General features: G+C 70.2%; 12 protein-coding genes. 10 read left to right on the top strand and 2 right to left on the bottom strand.

All coding sequences use genetic code 11. The annotated features are described in order from the left end of the window. From moeZ to MHN80_RS24605, 7 genes are all read left to right on the top strand, one after another. Positions 1 to 1,209: an adenylyltransferase/sulfurtransferase MoeZ gene (gene moeZ, locus MHN80_RS24635; protein ID WP_239404025.1), complete on the top strand. Its 1,209-nt coding sequence runs from the start codon at positions 1 to 3 to the stop codon at positions 1,207 to 1,209. A gap of 74 nt (positions 1,210 to 1,283) precedes the next feature. Then, positions 1,284 to 2,138 carry a TIGR02569 family protein gene (locus tag MHN80_RS24630; RefSeq protein ID WP_004023438.1) on the top strand — a complete coding sequence of 285 codons (855 nt, stop codon included), beginning with the start codon at positions 1,284 to 1,286 and terminating at the stop codon, positions 2,136 to 2,138. A gap of 239 nt (positions 2,139 to 2,377) precedes the next feature. Next, on the top strand, positions 2,378 to 3,883 hold the full coding sequence (locus MHN80_RS24625) for a NarK/NasA family nitrate transporter (RefSeq protein ID WP_004023437.1): 1,506 nt from the start codon (positions 2,378 to 2,380) through the stop codon (positions 3,881 to 3,883). 37 nt (positions 3,884 to 3,920) lie between these two features. Continuing rightward, positions 3,921 to 6,506 (top strand): nitrite reductase large subunit NirB, encoded by a 2,586-nt coding sequence (nirB, locus tag MHN80_RS24620; RefSeq protein WP_239404024.1) that lies wholly within the window; start codon positions 3,921 to 3,923, stop codon positions 6,504 to 6,506. Next, the gene (gene nirD, locus MHN80_RS24615; RefSeq protein WP_374206415.1) at positions 6,503 to 6,940 is read left to right on the top strand and encodes a nitrite reductase small subunit NirD; all 438 of its coding nucleotides are present in this window, start codon (positions 6,503 to 6,505) and stop codon (positions 6,938 to 6,940) included. The genes nirB and nirD overlap by 4 nt, the downstream gene beginning before the upstream one ends. Positions 6,941 to 6,945: 5 nt before the next feature. Next, positions 6,946 to 8,130 (top strand): uroporphyrinogen-III synthase, encoded by a 1,185-nt coding sequence (locus tag MHN80_RS24610; protein ID WP_033206084.1) that lies wholly within the window; start codon positions 6,946 to 6,948, stop codon positions 8,128 to 8,130. A 17-nt stretch (positions 8,131 to 8,147) separates the two neighbouring features. After that, entirely contained in the window at positions 8,148 to 8,891 is a 744-nt protein-coding gene (locus MHN80_RS24605) for a sirohydrochlorin chelatase (protein ID WP_064570860.1), read from the top strand. Between the two features lie 8 nt (positions 8,892 to 8,899). Here MHN80_RS24605 and MHN80_RS24600 read toward each other — a convergent pair whose 3' ends face one another. Further along, positions 8,900 to 9,202, bottom strand: a complete 303-nt coding sequence (locus tag MHN80_RS24600) for an MGMT family protein (RefSeq protein ID WP_239404023.1) — start codon at positions 9,200 to 9,202, stop codon at positions 8,900 to 8,902. Positions 9,203 to 9,264: 62 nt separating this feature from the next. Beyond that, positions 9,265 to 10,041 carry an alpha/beta fold hydrolase gene (locus MHN80_RS24595; protein WP_033206056.1) on the bottom strand — a complete coding sequence of 259 codons (777 nt, stop codon included), beginning with the start codon at positions 10,039 to 10,041 and terminating at the stop codon, positions 9,265 to 9,267. A gap of 114 nt (positions 10,042 to 10,155) precedes the next feature. Here MHN80_RS24595 and MHN80_RS24590 point away from each other — a divergent pair, with 114 nt between their 5' ends. From MHN80_RS24590 to MHN80_RS24580, 3 genes are all read left to right on the top strand, one after another. Next, positions 10,156 to 13,584: an ATP-dependent DNA helicase gene (locus tag MHN80_RS24590; RefSeq protein WP_239404022.1), complete on the top strand. Its 3,429-nt coding sequence runs from the start codon at positions 10,156 to 10,158 to the stop codon at positions 13,582 to 13,584. Further along, positions 13,577 to 16,966, top strand: coding sequence for an ATP-dependent helicase (locus MHN80_RS24585; protein ID WP_239404021.1), 3,390 nt, complete (start codon positions 13,577 to 13,579; stop codon positions 16,964 to 16,966). The genes MHN80_RS24590 and MHN80_RS24585 overlap by 8 nt, the downstream gene beginning before the upstream one ends. Positions 16,967 to 17,068: 102 nt before the next feature. Next, positions 17,069 to 18,139 (top strand): TrkA family potassium uptake protein, encoded by a 1,071-nt coding sequence (locus tag MHN80_RS24580; protein WP_004023427.1) that lies wholly within the window; start codon positions 17,069 to 17,071, stop codon positions 18,137 to 18,139. The last annotated feature ends 1 nt before the right edge of the window (position 18,140 follow it).

Here is an 18,140-nt window from a genome sequence, read left to right as displayed (position 1 = left end):
ATGGAGGCGTTCGTGTCGTCGCAAGGGTCGCCCACTGGGTCGCTGCCGCCGCTGGTGGAACCGGCCGCGGAACTGAGCAACGAAGAGGTGGCCCGCTACAGCCGTCACCTGATCATCCCCGACGTGGGCATGGACGGTCAGAAGCGTCTGAAGAACGCCAAGGTGCTGGTGATCGGCGCCGGCGGACTGGGCTCGCCGACACTGCTGTATCTCGCCGCGGCCGGGGTCGGCACGATCGGCATCGTCGAGTTCGACATCGTCGACGAATCGAACCTGCAGCGCCAGGTCATCCACGGCCAGTCCGACATCGGGCGGCCCAAGGCCGAGAGCGCGCGGGACTCCATCCTGGAGATCAATCCGTTCGTCACCGTCAACCTGCATGACCAGCGCCTCGAGCCCGAGGGTGCGATCGAACTGTTCTCGCAGTACGACCTCATCCTCGACGGCACCGACAACTTCGCGACCCGGTACCTGGTGAACGACGCCGCGGTCCTCGCGCACAAGCCCTACGTGTGGGGGTCGATCTACCGATTCGAGGGTCAGGCGTCGGTCTTCTGGGAGGACGCCCCCGACGGTCGCGGGCTCAACTACCGCGATCTCTACCCGCAGGCGCCGCCGCCCGGGATGGTGCCGTCGTGCGCCGAGGGCGGCGTCCTCGGCATCCTGTGCGCCTCGATCGGCTCGATCATGGGCACCGAGGCGATCAAGCTGATCTGCGGGATCGGCGAACCCCTCCTCGGCCGTCTCATGGTGTACGACGCGCTGGACATGACCTACCGGACCATCAAGATCCGCAAGGACCCGGAAGACGAACGCATCGCCGGCCTCATCGACTACGACGACTTCTGCGGCGTCGTCTCCTCCGAGGCGTCCGATGCCGCAGCGGGGTCGACGCTGACCGCCGTCGAACTCAAGTCGAAGATCGACGCCGGAGAGAAGCTGGCGATCATCGACGTCCGGGAGCCCGTCGAATGGGACATCGTCCGCATCGACGGCGCCACACTCGTGCCCAAGGGCGACATCCTCTCCGGTGAGGGGCTCGCGCAGGTACCCCACGACCGCCCCACGGTCCTGTACTGCAAGACCGGTATCCGTTCCGCGGAGGCACTGGCCGCGCTCAAGCGAGCCGGATTCGCCGACGCGACACACCTGCAGGGCGGCGTGACCGCATGGGCCAACCAGGTCGACAAGACGCTTCCGGTCTACTGATCTCGGCCGTCTGCGCGTGATGGCTGCCGCGTGCCTTCCGTGACCGGGCAACCGCGCTCGGTAATCTGGCCAACGTGAACACCGTCGAGCCGCCCGAACATGTGTTGAACACGTTCGGGCTCACCGCCCACCCGCCCATCGCGATGGGGGAATCGTGGGTCGGCGGGTGGCGTGTCGGCGAAGTCGTGCTGTCCCTGGTTCCCGACCACGCGCGTGCGGCGTGGTCGGCGTCGGTGCGGGAGTCCCTGTTCGTCGAGGGCATGCGCATCGCGCGTCCCTTCCGCGCCACCGACGGGCGGTACGTGGTGTCCGGGTGGCGGGCGGACACCTACATCGCGGGGACCCCCGAACCCAGGCACGACGAGGTCGTGCTGGTCGCCGACCGCCTGCACGAGGCGACCGCCTCGCTCGAACGGCCCCGGTTCCTGCTCCAGCCGCCGGCCCCGCCGCACACCGATGTCGATGTCTTCACCGCCGCCGACCGCGCCGCGTGGGAAGAGGTGCCGCTGCGATCGGCCCGTGCCGCGGGGATGGCCGAACCGACCGCGCCGGACGGCGTGCAGAGCGTCGACATGCTGAAAACCCTTGCAAAGCTTCGCAAACCGGTGGATCTGCCGTCTCAGGTCGTGCACGGTGACCTCTTCGGCACGGTTCTGTTCGCGGGGGCCGCGGCCCCCGGCATCACCGACATCGTCCCGTATTGGCGGCCCGCGCCGTGGGCTGCGGCGGTCGCGGTGGTCGACGCCCTCGCCTGGGGCGGTGCCGACACCGAGCTCATCCAGCGCTGGTCCGATCAGCCCGAGTGGCCGCAGATGATGCTGCGGGCGACGATGTTCCGGCTGGCCGTCCACGCCCTGCACCCGCGGTCGACCTCGGGCGCACTGCCCGGGTTGCAGCGAGTCGTCGAACATGTACGTTTGCTCGTATAACCGCAGTTCACAGCCCTGATCGAGAGCTGACAGGGTTCTCACACCGTCGTTGTGACGGAGTGAGGACAACGTGACCATGCGGTCACCTCGCGGAAAATCCGCGCAACACACCCCCTCCACACTTGGTCTCGAGTCGCACGACATCGGTGTCGGCGTCTTCCACGACAGCCACCACTGCGCGTCCGGCCCCGTGCACGGCAGTGACACCACGTAGACCAGCAACCATCGGAGGCGGAGCCTTGGCATTCGCAGACCTCACAGCCAACCTGAAACGCGACCACACCATCACCGACTGGGATCCCGAGGATCGGGTCGCCTGGGACAACGGCAACGCCGCGATCGCCAAACGCAATCTGATCTGGTCGGTGATCTGCGAGCACGTCGGCTTCTCGATCTGGTCGCTCTTCTCGGTGATGGCCCTGTTCATGGGCCCCGAGTACGGCATCAGCATGGACCAGAAGTTCGTCATCGCCGCCACCGCGACCCTGGTCGGTTCCTGCCTGCGGATCCCCTACACCCAGGCCACCGCCCGGTTCGGCGGGCGCAACTGGGCGATCTTCTCCGCCGTCGTGCTGCTCATCCCCACCGGGCTGACGATGATGCTGATGATGAACCCGGGCGAGTTCGGGTTCGGCTGGTTCCTCGCCGTCGCGGCCATCACCGGTTTCGGTGGCGGCAACTTCGCGTCGTCGATGACCAACATCAACGCCTTCTACCCGCAGCGGCTCAAGGGTTGGGCCCTGGGCCTCAATGCGGGCGGCGGCAACATCGGCGTGCCGGTCGTCCAGGTCATCGGTCTGCTGGTCATCTGGCTCTTCGCCGACCAGCCGGAGATCGTGTGCGCCATCTACCTCGTCGCCCTGGCTGTCGCCGGCATCGGTGCCGCCATCTACATGGACAACCTGGACCACCAGACGGCCAGCGGTCGGGCGATGATCGACTGCCTCAAGTACCGCGACACGTGGCTCATCTGCCTGCTCTACATCGGCACGTTCGGTTCCTTCATCGGCTTCGGGTTCGCCTTCGGCCAGGTCCTCAACATCAGTTTCACCGAGGCCGGAGTGGCGAAGCCGGCGCTGGCGGCAGCGCAGATCGTCTGGATCGGCCCGCTGCTGGGGTCGGTCATCCGCCCCTACGGCGGGAAGCTGGCCGATCGCGTCGGTGGTGGCAAGGTGACGCTGTACACCTTCATCGCGATGGTCTTCTCCGCGGCGATCCTCGTCGTCGCCGGCACGATCGCCGACAACAACGGCAAGACGATCACCGGCGCCACGTTGACGGCCTTCATCATCGGCTTCATCCTGCTGTTCCTGCTGTCGGGCCTGGCCAATGGGTCGGTGTACAAGATCATCCCGACCATCTGGGAGCACAAGGCGCGGACGCAGAGTGGACTGAACTCACTCGGCAAGACGAAGTGGTCGCGGAGCATGTCCGGCGCTCTCATCGGGATCGCCGGTGCAGCAGGAGGTCTCGGCGGCGTGGGTATCAACCTGGTGCTGCGGGCCAGCTACCAGACCAACAAGTCGGCGACGATGGCCTTCTGGGTGTTCATGCTCTTCTACGTCCTGGCGGCGGTCGTGACCTGGTGGTTCTACGCCCGACGCCCGATCGTCCTCGCGGAGACCACCGATCTGTCGGTGGCCGGCACCCCGGAGGGTGGGGCTTCCACCGGCGACGAGGGCGCACCGACCGGTGTCGCGTCCGAGGGCACCGACAAGCAGGCAACCAACGAAGCGCTGGCCTGATCCGCACGGGTCCGGCGAGGCAAGGGAGTCAAAAGCAGTGAACAGCGAAACCGCAACGCGCACAACCAAGACAGTGGTGGTGGTGGGCCACGGCATGGTCGGTCACCGCTTCGTGCAGGCGCTCCGCGCGCGTGACGCGACCGACCGGTGGCGGATCGAGATCGTCAGCGAGGAGATCGACCCGGCGTACGACCGGGTGGGGTTGTCCTCGTATGTCGGTGCCTGGCTGAGAGATTCACTCGCACTCGAGGGCAACACGTACGCCGGCGACGACCACGTGGTGACGCATCTCGGGGAGACCGTCACCGGCATCGACCGCGAGGCGCGGCGGGTCGTCACCTCGGGCGGCCGGGAGATCGACTACGACGCCGTGGTTCTCGCGACCGGTTCCTACGCCTTCGTCCCGCCGGTTCCCGGGCACGACAACGACCGGTGCTTCGTCTACCGCACCCTCGACGACCTCGACGACATCCGGGCCGCGGCCGAGGCGGCCGGTCCCGGGGCGACCGGCGTCGTCGTCGGCGGTGGACTGCTCGGGCTCGAGGCGGCCAACGCCCTCAAGCTCATGGGGATGACCCCGCACGTGGTGGAGTTCGCCCCGCGCCTGATGCCGATGCAGGTCGACGAGGGCGGTGGCGCGATCCTGAAGAACCTGGTGACCGATCTCGGACTCGAGGTCCACACCGGGGTCGGGACATCGGAGATCGCCGACGCCGAAGGCGGTGGCCTGCGGGTGACGCTGTCCGACGAGTCCACGATCGACGCCTCGCTGGTCGTCTTCTCGGCGGGTGTCCGGCCGCGCGATCAGCTGGCGCGGGAATCGGGACTGGCGGTGGGTGAGCGGGGCGGCGTGCTCGTCGACACCGGTTGTGTCACCGATGACGAGAACATCTATGCCATCGGCGAGGTCGCGGCAGTGGAGGGCCGCTGCTACGGCCTCGTCGCCCCCGGGTACTCGACCGCCGAGGTGGTCGCCGACCGTCTGCTCGGCGGCACGTCGGAGTTCCCCGGTGCCGACCTGTCCACCAAGCTCAAGCTCCTCGGCGTCGATGTCGCCAGCTTCGGGGACGCATTCGGCGCCACCGCGAACGCGCTCGAGATCACCTATCACGACGCCGTCGCCGGCAAGTACGCCAAGATCGTCGTGAGCGACGACGCGAAGACGCTTCTCGGCGGCATCCTCGTCGGCGACGCATCGGCCTACGCCATGCTCAAGCCGATGGTCGGCCGGGAGATCCCGGGCGACCCGGCGGCGCTCATCGCACCCGAGGGCGGTGCGGCGGTCGGTATGGACGCACTGCCCGACGACGCGGAGATCTGCTCGTGCAACGGGGTTTCCAAGGGTTCGATCTGCTCGGCGATCGCCGACGGGGCGTGCGACATCGCCGCGGTCAAAGGCTGTACCTCGGCCGGCACCACGTGCGGCGGCTGCCTGCCCAGCATCAAGCAGCTGCTCGCCGCGTCGGGGGTCGAACTGAGCAAGTCGCTGTGCGATCATTTCGCCCAGTCGCGCGCCGAACTGTTCGAGATCGTCGCGGTCACGGGCATCCGGACGTTCTCCGAGCTCATCGAGCGATACGGCACCGGCCTGGGATGTGAGATCTGCAAGCCGACGGTCGCGTCGATCCTGGCGTCGACCTCCAGCGAGCACATCCTCGACGGCGAGCAGGCCGCGCTGCAGGACACCAACGACCACTTCCTGGCGAACATGCAGAAGAACGGGTCGTACTCGGTGGTGCCGCGGATGCCCGGCGGCGAGGTCACCCCCGAACAGCTGATCGTCATCGGCGAGATCGCCCGCGACTTCGGGCTGTACACAAAGGTCACCGGTGGCCAGCGCATCGACCTGTTCGGGGCGCGCGTCGACCAGCTGCCCGAGATCTGGCGGCGCCTCGTCGACGCCGGGATGGAATCGGGCCAGGCGTACGGCAAGAGTCTGCGGACGGTGAAGAGCTGCGTCGGTTCGACGTGGTGCCGGTACGGCGTGCAGGACTCGGTCGGCATGGCGGTGCTGCTGGAGAAGCGATATCGGGGTCTGCGCTCGCCTCACAAGATCAAGTTCGGGGTGTCGGGGTGTGCCCGTGAATGCGCCGAGGCCCGGGGCAAGGACGTCGGCGTGATCGCCACCGAGCACGGCTGGAACCTGTACGTGGGCGGCAACGGCGGCCAGAGCCCGAAGCATGCGGTCCTGCTCGCGAGCGGAGTGGATGACGAGACCCTCGTCGCCTACATTGATCGGTACCTCATGTTCTACATCCGAACCGCCGATCGACTGCAGCGCACAGCGCCGTGGCTGGAGTCGCTCGAAGGTGGCCTCGACCATCTGAAGGACGTCGTCTGCGAGGACAGCCTCGGCCTCGCCGCCGAACTCGAGGACGCGATGGCCCGCCACGTCGGCGGCTATCAGGACGAGTGGGCGGCGGTACTCGCCGACGAGGACAAGCTCAAGCGGTTCGTCTCGTTCGTGAACGCGCCGGATGTCGTCGACCCGACCATCCGGTTCGCCGACCACGAACGGAAGGCGCCGGTGTTGCTCGACATGCCGTCGGTCCGCCCGGGAGCGGACGTGTCGAGCCCGGAGGCGTCGAACACCGCACCGGTGAGAGAAGGAGTGCCCACATGACCATCGCGCCAGGGGAGGCCGACACCATGTCAGAGACCACACCCACCGGTACCGCCGTCGGGGTGCGCGAGGGGAGTTGGGTGCGCGCCTGTTCCATCGACGATCTGATCGTCGGACGCGGGGTCGCCGTGCTCGGTCCCGACGGCGTCCAGGCCGCCCTGTTCCGGCTGCCCGCCGCCGAGTCGGACCGCGAGGCGGCACCGGGCCGCTCCCGGTTGTACGCCATCGGCAACATCGATCCGTTCGGCCGTGCCGCGGTTCTGTCGCGGGGGCTCACCGGCGATCGCGGGGGAGAACCCACCGTCGCCTCGCCGCTGGGCAAGCAGGTCTTCGCGCTCCGGACCGGACTCTGCCTGGACGACGAGACGGTGTCGGTCCCGAGCTACGGAGTACGCGTGATCAACCGCATCGTCGAGGTGTACTTCCCGGCGTGAACACCATGACCCCCACCGGTGCAGACCCCGCCGGCTCAGGCCCCCCGGGAGCGGATCCGCTGCCGCTCGCCGGATTCACCATCGGCATCACCGCAGCCCGGCGCGCCGAAGAGTTCGCGGTGTTGCTGGAACGACGCGGTGCCGAGGTGATGCACGCCCCGACCATCCGCATCCTGCCGCTGGTCGACGACACCGAGCTCGAGCGGGTGACCGAGGAACTGATCGGGAACCCGCCGGAGGTGATGGTCGCGACGACCGGCATCGGGTTCCGCGGATGGGTCGAGGCCGCCGACGGCTGGGGCAACGCCGAAGCCGTGTTGCGGGCGCTGTCCGCGAGCCGGCTGATCGCCCGCGGTCCGAAGGCCAAGGGTGCGATCCGGGCGGCGGGTCTGCGCGAGGAGTGGTCGCCGGAGAGCGAGTCCTCCTCGGAGGTGCTCGACCGGTTGCTGGAGGAGGGCGTCGAGGGCGTGCGGATCGCCGTGCAGTTGCACGGCGCCACCAGCGAATGGGAGCCACTGCCGGACTTCTGCACGGTTCTGCGCGCCGCCGGTGCGGAGGTGGTGCCCATCCCGGTGTACCGCTGGAACATGCATCCCGACGTGGCGCGCATCGACAAGATGATCGCGGCGGTGCTCCGCGGCGATCTCGATGCGATCACCTTCACGAGTGCGCCGGCGGCGGCATCGATCCTGACCCGCGCCAAGGAGCTGGGCAAGCTGCAGCAGTTCGTCCATGCGTTGCGGACCGCGGTGCCGGTCATGTGTGTGGGCTCGGTGACCGCCAGTCCGCTGGAGGCACTGCAGATCCCCACGATCTACCCGCGCCGGTTCCGGCTCGGTGCGCTGGCGCGGCTGATCACCGACGAACTGCCGCGCCGCAGCCATCTGCTGCGGGTCGCCGGTCACGACACCGCCATCCGCGGACAGGCCGTGGTGGTCGACGGCGAGCTCCGCGAGATGTCGGCGACGAGTCTTCTCCTGCTCAAGCTGCTGGCCCGCAATCCCGGCCGCGTGGTCTCCCGCCAGGAGCTGCTCGCGGGGTTGCCCGGGGACAGCTCCGACACCCATGCGGTCGAGGTCGCCGTCGCGCGACTCCGTGCCGCGCTGGGGGATTCGAAGATGGTGCAGACCGTGGTCAAACGGGGGTACCGACTCGCCGTCGACCTCGAGTACGACGCCGAAGACGAGTGAGGAAGGAGCGAGAACACATGCACGACAACCATGTACGGCTTCCGCACGGCGACCGTCTACAGGGGTACAGCCCGGTCCTGGTCGCGCACGGGACCCGCAATCCCCACGGGGTCTCGGTCATCGCCCAGATCGCCGAGGCCGTCAGCGACCGGATCGGTCTCACCCGTACCGCGTTCGTCGACGTCCTCGGGCCCACACCGAGCGAGGTCATCGCCGACCTGGATCGCCCCGCCGTCCTGGTCCCGGCGTTCCTCGCCTCGGGCTACCACGTCCGCAAGGACCTACCCGAACACGTCGCGGCCGCCGGCCGGGAGGACACCGTGGTCACCCGGGCGCTCGGACCCGACCCGGCCATCGCCGCGGTCGCGCGACTCCGCCTGGCCGAAGCGGGCTGGGAACCGGGCGACGCGGTCGTGCTCGCCGCTGCCGGTTCGTCGGACGAGAGTGCCTGTGGCCAGGTGCATCTCGCGGCCCGGCAGCTGGAATCGCTCATCGGCGGGCGGGTCGAGGTCGGGTTCATCACGACAGCGACGCCCAGCGTGCCCGACGCCGTCGAACGAGCGCGGCGAACGGGTCGCCGGGTCGTGATCGCGAGCCACCTCCTCGCACCGGGCCTGTTCCATCAGCGGCTGAACACCTACGGTGCGGACGCGGTGGCCGCACCGCTGGGGCCGGACCCGCGGATCGTCGACCTGATCGTGACGCGGATGCGCGCGGCGATCAGTCCGTATCGGCGGACCGCCGCGGCGCGTCTGAGGTAGGCAACCCCTCAGGCGGAGGGGTCCCAGCGGCACTCCCGCAGTCGGATCCGCCCGTCGGTGATCGGAACACCCTCCGCCCGTAGGCGTTCCAGCTGCCGGGTCGCGAGGTGAGGCGCCGGCCGGCCGCCGGCGGGTACCACGCGGTGCCAGGGCAGGTCGGCGGTGTCGGTCCGCATGATCCAGCCCACGATCCGGGGACTGGACAATCCGGCTGCCACGGCCAGGTCGCCGTAGGTGCTCACCTGCCCCACCGGGATCGCCGACACCAGTGCGCGGACCCGTTCCACCTGCTCTTCGGTGATGGCCGCCATCGGCGCAGACCTCCCGTCGTTCTCGTCGGGCCCGACTCGGCGAGCCGCGTGGATGATCCGCGCTACAGCAGCGATCGGATCAGGGTGGCGCTGAGCCCGGGTTCGAGGAACGGCACCATGTGACCGCAGTCGGCGTGGTGGACGGTGACCTCGGTGCCGCGTTCGCTTGCGCAGGCATCCAGGAAGGCCGGCCGCACGAACGGCGGCTGGACCTGATCGGCGACCACCACATGGGTTGGTGTGCCGGGTGGCGGAAGCACTGCGGGTCTTGCCATCTCGCTCCACGACGCCGCGGCGGCCGGGGCGCTGACCCGCCAGCCGACCCGCCCTCGCGGCCGGGGGACGAGGTGCTCGGCGAGCTCGCTCTCCATGAGCGCGTCGGGAACGGCCGCCCAGCCCTCGGCACGTTTCGCCGAGCGCGCGGCGTCGGCGTCGGCGTAGTCCCAGTTGTCGAGACTGTCGGTGGCCACCTCGAGCGCGAACTCGGGGTCGAGGCCCTGCGCGGGATCGAGCAGCACCAGGCCCTTGACCGCGTCCGGGCGGCGGTTGGCCAGGTGCAGCGCCAGCGCGCCGCCGAACGAGTGCCCCACGACGACGACCGGCTGCTCGTCGGCGGGGATGTGGTCGTCGATCACCGCCGACAGCGCCCGCACCTGGTGTTCGATGCTCCACGGCGGGCGCCACGGTGACCGGCCATGACCGATCAGGTCCGGTGCGACGAGCCGGACACCGGGGAGGTGGTCGGCCAGCGCTGCCCAGCGACGGCCGTGGCCGGTGAGCCCGTGGATCGCGAGAACCGCAGGACCGCTGCCGAAGACATGGGTGTTGAGAGCTGCCACCCGTCCATCCTGCCGTACGGCCCCCGGCGGAAACCGATGCAGGTGGCGGACGGGAACCGACGCAGGTGGCGGCGCCCCGCCGAGAGCGTCGGTGGGCCGTGATTCGATGGGTGCATGAGTCGGAGACCGGGTGCCCAGACCCCGCGCAGCGCGCTGCGCGCGCGACTTGTCGCGGCCCCCGACTCCACGGATCGTCCCCGGCACTGGCCGCCTGCGGTGGCCGAGGTCATCGAGCCGCCCACGAGCCGCCCGGCCGACGAGGAACAGGCCTGGCGCCCGGTACGGGTGCACGGCGGTCCGGGGAGCGGGAAGACTGCGCTGATCGTCGACGCCGCGGTGGCCCGACTGCTCGACCCGGCCACCGATCCGGAGTCCGTTCTCGTCCTGGCGTCCAGCCGGCGCGCGGCCGTCGCCCTGCGCGAGGAGATCACCCGGCGCGTCCTGTCCGCCGGATCGAGCGGCCGCCGGGTCCTCGGCGGTGCGCTGCGCGAGCCGCTCGTGCGGACCGTGCACTCCTACGCCTTTGCGATCCTGCGCCTGCAGGCCCAGGCCCACAACAATCCGCCGCCGCGGCTCATCACGGGTTCCGAACAGGACGTCGTCCTGCGCGAGCTCCTCGCCGGCGACATCGAGGACGGCGCGGGTTACTGGCCGGCTCACCTGCGGCCCGCGCTGGGCACCGACGGTTTCGCCCAGGCGTTGCGCGACCTGATGATGCGTGCCGCCGAACGCGGCGTGGGCCCCGAAGAGCTTGCCGCACTGGGACGTACACACAAACGGCCGGAGTGGGCCGCGGCCGCTCGCGCGTACGCCCAGTACGAGCAGAACATGCTGCTGCGCGGGGCGGTCGGCCTCGAGACGCCGGGTGCCTCGGCGCCCGCGGTCGACGCGGCCGAGCTGATCGGTTCGGCGCTGTCGGCGTTCGCCACCGATCCCGACCTGCTGAGCGGCGAGCGCCGCCGCATCCGGCACCTGCTGGTCGACGATGCGCAACATCTCGATCCGCAAGCGGCGCAGCTCATCACGCTGGTCGGGACCGGAACCCTCTCGACGATCATCGCGGCCGACACCGACCAGTCCGTGTTCGGGTTCCGGGGTGCGAGTCCGCGCTTCGCCGACGGGCTGGCCGAACCGGGCAGCCCGCTCGACATCCTCCTCGAGGACGACTTCCGGTCCCGGCCCGAGCTGTCCCGGCTCGGACGCGCGATCGCCGCCCGGTTGCCCGGCGCCCGCCCGCATCCCTATCCCCGGCCGGTCACCGATGTGGATGCCGCCGAGCCGGAGTCGGAGGGGCCGGGCCCCGCGAACGGGGGCGGCGCGGCCGCCGTGCGGGTGTACGGGTCCGCGGCCAAGGAGGCCACCGCCATCGCCGACCTGCTGCGGCGTGCCCATCTCTTCGACGAGGTGCCGTGGTCGCAGATGGCGGTCGTCGTCCGGTCGGTGTCGCTGGCGCTGCCGCCGCTGCGACGGGCCTTCCGGTCCGCGGGCGTACCCCTGACGACGCCCGCCAGTGACCTGCCGCTGCATCGGCAACGTGCCGTCATCGGTTTGATGCTGGTGCTGCGCGCGGTCGCCGCGCGCGCGGCGGGCCCGGCTTCGCCGGACGCGCACTCCACCGACACGCCCGACCACTTCACCACCGAGGACACGCTCACGCTGCTGTCCGGTCCGATCGGTGCGGCCGATCCGGGATCGATGCGCCGGTTACGACGCGGTGTGCGCCGCCTCGACGACGCCGACGACCCGGCGGGACAACCGGATTCGCTCACGTCCCTGACCCGCGCGATCCTCGACCCCGAGGTCGGCGCGCGCTACCGTCGCCGACTCACCGAGACCGAGGCGATGCCGCTGGCGCGCGTGCTCGACGTCGTCGGCGCGGCCCAACGGGTGCACGACGCGCGGCGCGGGATCGAGGAGACCCTGTGGGCGGCGTGGCAGGCCACCGGGCTCGAGCGGCGGTGGGCGGCGTCGGCCGTTCGCGGCGGCCCGGCGGGCGAGCAGGCCGACCGCGACCTCGACGCGGTCATGGCGATGTTCGAGTCCGCCGCGGACTTCACCGACACGCTGCCCGCGGCCGGGCCGGCCGGGTTCGTGCACTACCTGTCCCAGCTGCAGATCCCGCGCGACAGCCGGACGGCCACGGCGGCAACCGAATCGGTGACGGTGCTCTCCGCACACGCCGCGGTGGGACGCGAATGGGAGGTCGTCGCCGTCGCGGGCGTCCAGGACGGGCTGTGGCCGTCGCTGCGAAGTCGCGGAGGCGTTCTGGCCACCGGACAACTCGTCGACATCCTCGACGGCATGGACGCCGACGCCGTGGACACCGTCGCCCGCGGGGCGACCGCACTGGCCGACGAGCGCAGGCTGTTCCTCGTCGCCTGCACGCGGGCCCGTAGCCGGTTGCTCGTGACCGCGGTCGAGGACGGCAGCGGGGACGCGTCACCGTCGCGCTTCATCACCGAACTCGCGGATCTGGTCAACGATCCCGACGATCCGGCGGAGTCGGCCCGCGCCGAGGTCCGGCTCGACCCCGGCGTCGACCGGGTGCTCTCGTTGCCCTCACTGGTCGCGACGCTGCGATCGGCGGTGATCGCCGGCGCCGACGAACCCGATGCGCCCCGGACGAGGGCCGCGGCGCGTCTGCTGGCCGAACTCGCCGACTCCGACATCCCGGGTGCGCATCCGCGCGACTGGTTCGGGCTCGCCGCACCCAGCACCGACGCTCCGTTGTGGACGCCGGAGTCGGGTCCGCTGACCCTCTCGCCGTCGAATGTCGATGCGCTGACCCGCTGTTCGTTGCGGTGGGTTCTCGAACGCAACGGCGGGCGCGACGGCGACGGCACCCCGGCACTGACCGGCAGCCTCGTGCACACGCTCGTCCAGGCGGTCGCCGGCCAACTCGATCCGGCCGAGGTGACCGCGGCGCTCCGCGACATCTGGGAACGTGTCGACACCGGGGCCGGCTGGTATTCGGCCCGCGAACTCGAGCGCGCCGAGGGCATGCTCGGGCACTTCCGGGAGTGGCTGCGCATCTCGCGCTCCGAACTCGAGGAGGTGGGCGTCGAGTTGCCCGTCGACGCAACCATTCCCGCCGACCCCGCCGCGGGCCCCGACGAGCTCGAGGTCCGCCTCCGCGGACGCGTCGACCGACTCGAGACCGATGCCGAGGGCAGGCCGGTCGTGGTCGACGTCAAGACCTCCAAGACGCCGATCACCAAGGCCGACGCCGACGAGCACGCCCAGATGGCGGCCTATCAGGTGGCGCTGGCGCACGGCGGGGTGCCGCAGTTCGGCGACACCCCGCCCGGCGGTGCGCGACTGGTCTACGTGTCGACCGCGAACCGCAATTCCGGTGCGGCCGAACGCGTCCAGTCGCCGCTGACACCGGAGTTGCTCGACGAGTGGATCGGGGTGGTGCGCCGCGCGGCCCGGGCCAGCGTCGGACCGACGTACAGCGCGACACCCAATCCCGGTTGTGTGCACTGCACTCTCACCACGAGTTGTCCCGCACAGATCCCGGGGAAGGCGGTGACCGATGACTGATCTGCAGGACCGGATCGACCGGCCGATCGTCGGGGCGAAGTCGCTGGCGGCCGCGCTGGGACTGCCCGACCCCACGCCCGAGCAGGTCGCGGTGATCGAGGCGCCGATGGAACCGATGCTCGTCGTCGCCGGCGCGGGTGCGGGCAAGACCGAGACGATGGCCTCGCGCGTGGTGTGGCTGGTGGCCAACCAGCTCGTGGCCCCCGACGAGATCCTCGGACTCACGTTCACGCGCAAGGCCGCGAGCGAACTCGGCGCCCGCATCCGGCGGCGCCTCTCGATGCTCGCCGGGTCGTCGGCGCTGCGGAACTGGGATCCCGACGGCGCGTTGGCCGCCCGGCTACGCGGTGCGGATCCGGAGGTGAGCACCTACCACGCCTATGCCGGGCGGCTGATCGCCGACTACGGGCTGCTCCTGCCGGTCGAACCGTCGTCGACGCTGCTCACCGAGACCGAGCTCTGGCAGCTGGCGTTCTCACTCGTCTCGGCATGGCCGGGCGAACTGAACACCAAGAAGGTGCCGGCGAGTGTCACCGAGGCGGTGCTCAAGCTGTACGGCGAGATGTCGGAGCACCTGGTCGACATCACCGACCTCGCGCAGGCGGGTTCGACGCTGTACGACCTCGTCGACACCCTTCCGAAGGGTCCCAAACAGCGCGACAAGCCGACGCAGGCGCTGCTGAAGGTGCAGGAGGTCATCGACGAACGGCGTGAGCTGATCCCGATGGTGATCGCGCTGGGCGAGACGATGCGGGCGCAGTCCGCGCTCGACTTCGGCAGCCAGATGTCACTCGCGGCACGGCTGGTGGTGTCCAACCCCGAGGTCGTCACCGCCGAACGCACCGCGTTTCGCGCGGTCCTGCTCGACGAGTACCAGGACACCGGTCACTCGCAACGGGTGCTGCTGTCGACGCTGTTCGGCGGGCACGGGCGCGCCCCGGTCGCGGTCACCTCGGTCGGCGACCCGATCCAGTCCATCTACGGGTGGCGGGGTGCCTCGGCGGCCAATCTGCCGCGGTTCGCCCGCGACTTCCCGCGTCCCGACGGGACTCCCGCCCGTCGCCTGGAGCTCCTCACCAGCTGGCGGAACGCGGCCCAGGGGTTGCGGCTGGCCAATCAGATCTCCGAGGAGCTCCGACGCCGCGGCATCCCGGTCAGCGTGCTCCGGCCCCGTCCCGACGCCCCCCACGGCACGGCGACGATCGCGCTGACCGAGACCGTCGTCGACGAACGGAACGTCATCGCCGATGCGATCGAGGAACGCTACCGTGCGGCCCAGGCCGCGGACGAGGCACCGCCGACCACCGCGATCCTGGTGCGCCGCAACGAGGATTCGGCACCGCTGGCCGCCGAACTCGAGAGCCGGGGCATCCCCACCGAGGTGGTGGGCATCGGCGGTCTGCTGCACGTCCCGGAGATCGAGGACATCGTCGCGACCCTGCGCGTGATGGCCGACCCGATGGCCGGGACCGCGGTGATGCGTCTGCTCACCGGGGCCCGCTGGCGGCTGGGCGCCAAGGACCTCGCCGCGCTGTGGCGCCGGGCCACCACTCTCGCGGCGGAGAGTTTCGCCGAGGCGGGCGGCGTCGTCACCAGCCGAGAGGCGCTCGACGCGGCACTCGACGCCGTGCTGCCCACCGAGATCGTGGACCGGGCGGGAATCGCCGACGCCGTCGTCGATCCGGGCGAACCCACCGACTACAGCCCCGAGGGGTACGCGCGCATCCGGGCGTTCGGTGCGCAGCTGGAGTCCTTGCGGCGTCGGATCGGACAGCCGCTCCCCGAACTCGTCGCCGACGTGGAGAACACGATCGGGGTCGGCGTCGAGGCCCAGATCCGGGCGCGCCGCATGCGGGGCGCGATCACCGGCCGGGAGCATCTCGACGCCTTCGCCGACTACGTCAGCCACTACGCCGATCGCCCGGGCGCGAACCTGCCCGGCCTGTTGGCGTTCCTCGACGCCGCCGAGACGATCGAGAAGGGTCTGGAGCCGGGGCGCATCGAGGTGGCCGAACAGCGCGTACAGATCCTCACCGTGCATGCGGCCAAAGGACTCGAATGGGACGTCGTCGCGATACCGCACCTGGCGAAGGGGATCTTCCCCAGCGCCAAGGCCGACACCACGTGGCTGGGCAGTGCACGCGAGCTCCCGGCCGACCTGCGCGGTGATCTGGCCATCCCGGCCGAGGCGGCCGACGGTGCGCCGGAAGGGTTTCCGATCCTGACGATCGACACGGTCGCCGACCGCAAACAACTCGAGGACGCCCTGACCGACCACAAGGCCGCGATCGGCGAGCGTCGCCTCGAAGAGGATCGGCGGCTGCTGTACGTGGCGCTCACCCGCGCTCGGCACGATCTGCTCATCTCGGCGCACCACTGGTCGGAGACCGGCGACAAACCGCGCGGCGGCTCGGATTTCTTCGACGAGCTGATGGTCGGCATCGACGAGGCGATCACCGATCCGAGCGTCGACTCGACCGGGCTGTCGATCGCGGTGCGCACGCCGCCGCCGGAGCCGGACAGCCCGAATCCGTTGGCCGAGCGTGCGATCGCAGCACCGTGGCCGCGCGATCCGCTCGGCGGCCGCCGCGACTCGGTCCAGCGAGCGGCCGACCTGGTCACCGACGCCATCGCCACCCGCGCAGCACCCGCGCTGTTCGATGCACCGGCCGTCAACTCGGAGACCGCGACCACGCCTCCGGCCGATCCGGCGGACGAGATCGGCGCCTGGGAGGCCGAGGTGTCGGCCCTGCTCGCCGAGCATCACCAGGCGAATCAGGCGCTCGTCGAGGTATCGCTGCCGACCCACCTGTCCGTCAGCCAGCTGGTCGAACTCGACGCCGACGAAGCCGAGTTCGCCCGTCGGTTGCGCCGCCCGACGCCGTTCCGGCCCAACCCGATGGCTCGGCGCGGCACCGCGTTCCACGCGTGGGTGGAACGGTGGTTCGGCGCGACCAGACTCCTCGACATCGACGAATTGCCCGGTGCCGCAGACGCGACCGCGAGCCCGGACGCCGATCTCGAGGAACTGCGGGCGGCGTTCCTCTCCTCGCCCTGGGCGAATCGCAGTCCCACCGAGGTGGAGGTGCCCTTCGAGACCGTCATCGGCGGGATCGTGGTGCGTGGACGGATCGATGCGGTCTTCGCCGAGAAGGACGGCTCGTGGACGGTCGTCGACTGGAAGACCGGTGTCATCCCCGAACCCGCCCGCCGGGAATCGTTGTTCATCCAGCTCGCCGCGTACCGCCTGGCGTGGGCGCAGCTGGCCGGGGTGGAGGCGACGAAGGTCCGGGCCGCCTTCCACTATGTGCGCGACGGGCACACGCTGGAGGCCGACGACCTGCCCGACGAGGCGACCCTCGCCGCCAAGCTCGCCCGATGAGCCGGCCCGTGACGCGAGGGGAGTCCCGCCAGATGAGTTGTGGGGCGCCGTGGTGGGCTACATTGCAGCGTGTGAGCGAACTCGACGAGCGCGAGCGCGCCGGTGGCTAACCGCCTGCGCCGACGCTTCGGCGGTACCGATCTGGTCAACCGGCCCGACCATGCACTGGTCGGCGTCGTCCGTATCCCCGAACTCCAGCAGAGTCCGAGCCGGGCGATCGGCCGACGCGTCTTCTGGGCGACCCTGGCGCTGCTGTTCACCTCGGTCGTGGTCTGGTTGGATCGCGCCGGCTACCGCGACGCACAGGACAACGAGCTGTCGTACCTGGATGCGCTGTACTACTCCGCGGTGACCCTCTCCACGACGGGCTACGGCGACATCACGCCGATCACGCCGTTCGCCCGTTTCATCAACCTCGTCATCATCACGCCGTTGCGCGTGCTGTTCCTGATCGTGCTGATCGGTACCACCCTCGAGGTGCTCACCGAACGGTCTCGACAGGCGCTCAAGATCCAGCGTTGGAGGAATACCGTGCGCAATCACACCGTGGTCATCGGTTACGGCACCAAGGGCCGCACCGCGGTGGACGCGATGCGCGGTGACGGCATCAAGCCTTCCGAGATCGTCGTCGTCGACGCCGACGCCACCGTCCTCGAGGCGGCCGCCTCCGACGGACTGGTCACGGTGCGCGGCGACGCCACGAAGTCGGATGTGCTGCGGCTGGCCGGCGTGGCCCACGCCGCGAGCATCGTCGTGGCCACCAGCCGCGACGACACCGCGGTCCTCGCCACACTCACCGCCCGCGAACTCAACCCGCGGGCGAAGATCGTCGCGTCGATCCGGGAATCGGAGAACACCCACCTGATGCGGCAGTCCGGTGCGAACTCGGTGGTGGTGTCGTCGGAGACCGCCGGTCGCCTGCTCGGCATCGCGACGATGACCCCGTCGGTGGTGGAGGTGATCGAGGACCTTCTCACCCCGGACGCCGGTTACGCCATCGCCGAACGTGAGGTCGATCCGACCGAGACCGGCGGGTCGCCCGCCCACACCCGCGACATCGTCCTCGGCGTCGTGCGCAACGGCGTACTGCATCGTGTCGACGACAGCGAGGTCGAACAGATCGAGGTCGGCGACCGCCTGCTGTATGTCCGCAAGAGCCCCAACGACGACTGAC

The sequence above is a fragment of the Gordonia sp. McavH-238-E genome (genome assembly GCF_022348225.1).
Taxonomy (GTDB): Bacteria; Actinomycetota; Actinomycetes; order Mycobacteriales; family Mycobacteriaceae; genus Gordonia; species Gordonia terrae.
Note: the sequence above shows the minus strand (reverse complement) of the source record. Positions and strands in the feature narration are given on the sequence as shown.

Coding starts and splice junctions, on each gene's coding strand:
- MHN80_RS24610 (WP_033206084.1), top strand. CDS start 6,946: ATGACCCCCACCGGTGCAGACCCCGCCGGCTCAGGCCCCCCGGGAGCG.
- MHN80_RS24600 (WP_239404023.1), bottom strand. CDS start 9,202: ATGGCGGCCATCACCGAAGAGCAGGTGGAACGGGTCCGCGCACTGGTG.
- MHN80_RS24585 (WP_239404021.1), top strand. CDS start 13,577: ATGACTGATCTGCAGGACCGGATCGACCGGCCGATCGTCGGGGCGAAG.
- MHN80_RS24590 (WP_239404022.1), top strand. CDS start 10,156: ATGAGTCGGAGACCGGGTGCCCAGACCCCGCGCAGCGCGCTGCGCGCG.
- moeZ (WP_239404025.1), top strand. CDS start 1: ATGGAGGCGTTCGTGTCGTCGCAAGGGTCGCCCACTGGGTCGCTGCCG.
- nirD (WP_374206415.1), top strand. CDS start 6,503: ATGACCATCGCGCCAGGGGAGGCCGACACCATGTCAGAGACCACACCC.
- MHN80_RS24605 (WP_064570860.1), top strand. CDS start 8,148: ATGCACGACAACCATGTACGGCTTCCGCACGGCGACCGTCTACAGGGG.